Raw genomic sequence first — 1,864 nt, forward strand, 5'->3', positions numbered from 1 at the left:
CCAACCTGTCTGAGCAGTACACCTAGCACCGCCTCCGCGCGCCTTCTCAGCGCCCGTCGTGCGGCGTACGTTCCCGTCCAGCCGCGCGACGCGGTCATGCCGCCGGAGCGGGGGAGTGGTCGATGGGCAGTCCGGTCCTCCTGGCCGTGGACGACGACGCGCCGGTGCTGGCCGCCGTCGAGCGGGACCTGCGCGACAGGTACGCCGAGCACTACCAGGTGATGACGGCGTCGTCGGGGGACCAGGCGCTGGACCTGCTGCACCGGCTGCGCCTCCGCGAGGAGCCGGTCGCGCTGCTCCTGGTCGACCAGCGCATGCCCGGCATGAGCGGGGTCGAGCTGCTCGCCGCCTCGCGACGGCTCTACCCCGACGCGCGCCGGGTGCTGCTCACCGCCTACGCCGACACCGACGCCGCCATCCGGGCCATCAACGACGCCGACGTCCAGCACTACCTGCTCAAGCCGTGGGACCCGCCGGAGGACCGCCTCTACCCGGTCCTCGACGACCTGCTGGAGACCTGGCGGCGGCCGGCGCCGGCGGCCAACCTGCGGCTGATCGGCGACCGCTGGTCGGCCGGCACCCAGGAGCTGCGCCAGTTCCTGACCCGCAACCTGGTGCCCTACCGGTGGATGGACATGGAGGCCGACCCGCTGGCGCGGGAGATGCTCGACCTCGCCCGGTCCGACGCCGGCGAGCTCCCGGTGGTCGTCCTGGACGACGGCGAGGTGCTGGTCCGGCCGGACCTGCACGAGATGGCCGAGCGGATCGGGCTGCACGTCCGGGCCGAGCGGGCGGCGTACGACCTGGTGATCGTCGGCGCCGGGCCGGCCGGGCTGGCCGCCGCCGTGTACGGGGCCTCCGAGGGCCTGGACACCCTGTTGCTCGAGTGCAGCGCACCGGGCGGGCAGGCGGGGACGACCAGCCGGATCGAGAACTACCTGGGTTTCCCGGTCGGCCTGTCCGGCGCGGACCTGACCCTGCGCGCCCGGGAGCAGGCGATCAGGTTCGGCGTCGAGATGCTCGTGCCCGGCGAGGTGGTCGGCGTGACCCGCGCGGATCCCTACTCCGTCGTCCGGCTCGCCGACGGCGCCGAGGTGAGCGCGTCGGCGCTCATCGTCGCCTCCGGGGTGAGCTACCGGACCCTCGACGTCCCCGGCGCCGATCCGCTGACCGGGCGCGGCGTCTACTACGGCGCCGGCCGCGCGGAGGCCGTCGACCACGGCGGCGGGCACGTGTTCGTCGTCGGTGGCGGCAACTCGGCCGGCCAGGCGGCGGTGTTCCTCTCCGCGTTCGCGGCGTCGGTGACGCTGCTCATCCGTGCGCGGGACCTGACCGGCACCATGTCGCGCTACCTCATCGACCGGATCGAGGCGGCGGAGAACATCTCCGTCGAACCCGAGGTCGAGGTCGCCGGCGTCCTCGGCGAGCGCCGGGTGGAGGGTCTGCGGCTGCGCTCCGGGACGACGGAGCGGGAGGTGCCCGCCGACGCCGTGTTCGTCTTCATCGGCCAGGCGCCCCGGACCGACTGGCTGGACGGTGTGGTGCGCCGCGACGGCAAGGGCTTCGTGCTCACCGGCGCGGATCTGGGACAGCCTGCCGAGGACTGGCCGCTGCCCGTCCCGCCGCTGCCGCTGGAGACGTCGGTGCCGCGGGTCTTCGCCGCCGGCGACGTGCGGCGCGGGTCGGTCAAGCGCGTCGCCTCCGCGGTCGGGGAGGGCGCCGTGGCGGTGAGCTTCGTGCACGAGCGCCTGGCCGGACGGTGACGGGGACAGCGGCCGACGTCGTGGCGGCGCTGCGCACCTCGCGCCTGTTCGCCGAGCTGCCCGACGCGGACCTGACCGAGCTCGCCGACGGCGGCCGGACC

General features: G+C 74.8%; 1 protein-coding gene. It reads left to right on the plus strand.

What is annotated here, in order from left to right; genetic code table 11:
* The first annotated feature begins 122 nt into the window (after window positions 1–122).
* Window positions 123–1,763: an FAD-dependent oxidoreductase gene (locus tag A6V29_RS12445; RefSeq protein ID WP_137160592.1), complete on the plus strand. Its 1,641-nt coding sequence runs from the start codon at window positions 123–125 to the stop codon at window positions 1,761–1,763.
* Window positions 1,764–1,864: the final 101 nt, after the last annotated feature.

This window comes from Blastococcus sp. CCUG 61487 (assembly GCF_005222955.1).
Lineage (GTDB): Bacteria > Actinomycetota > Actinomycetes > Mycobacteriales > Geodermatophilaceae > Blastococcus.

Coding starts and splice junctions, on each gene's coding strand:
- A6V29_RS12445 (WP_137160592.1), top strand. CDS start 123: ATGGGCAGTCCGGTCCTCCTGGCCGTGGACGACGACGCGCCGGTGCTG.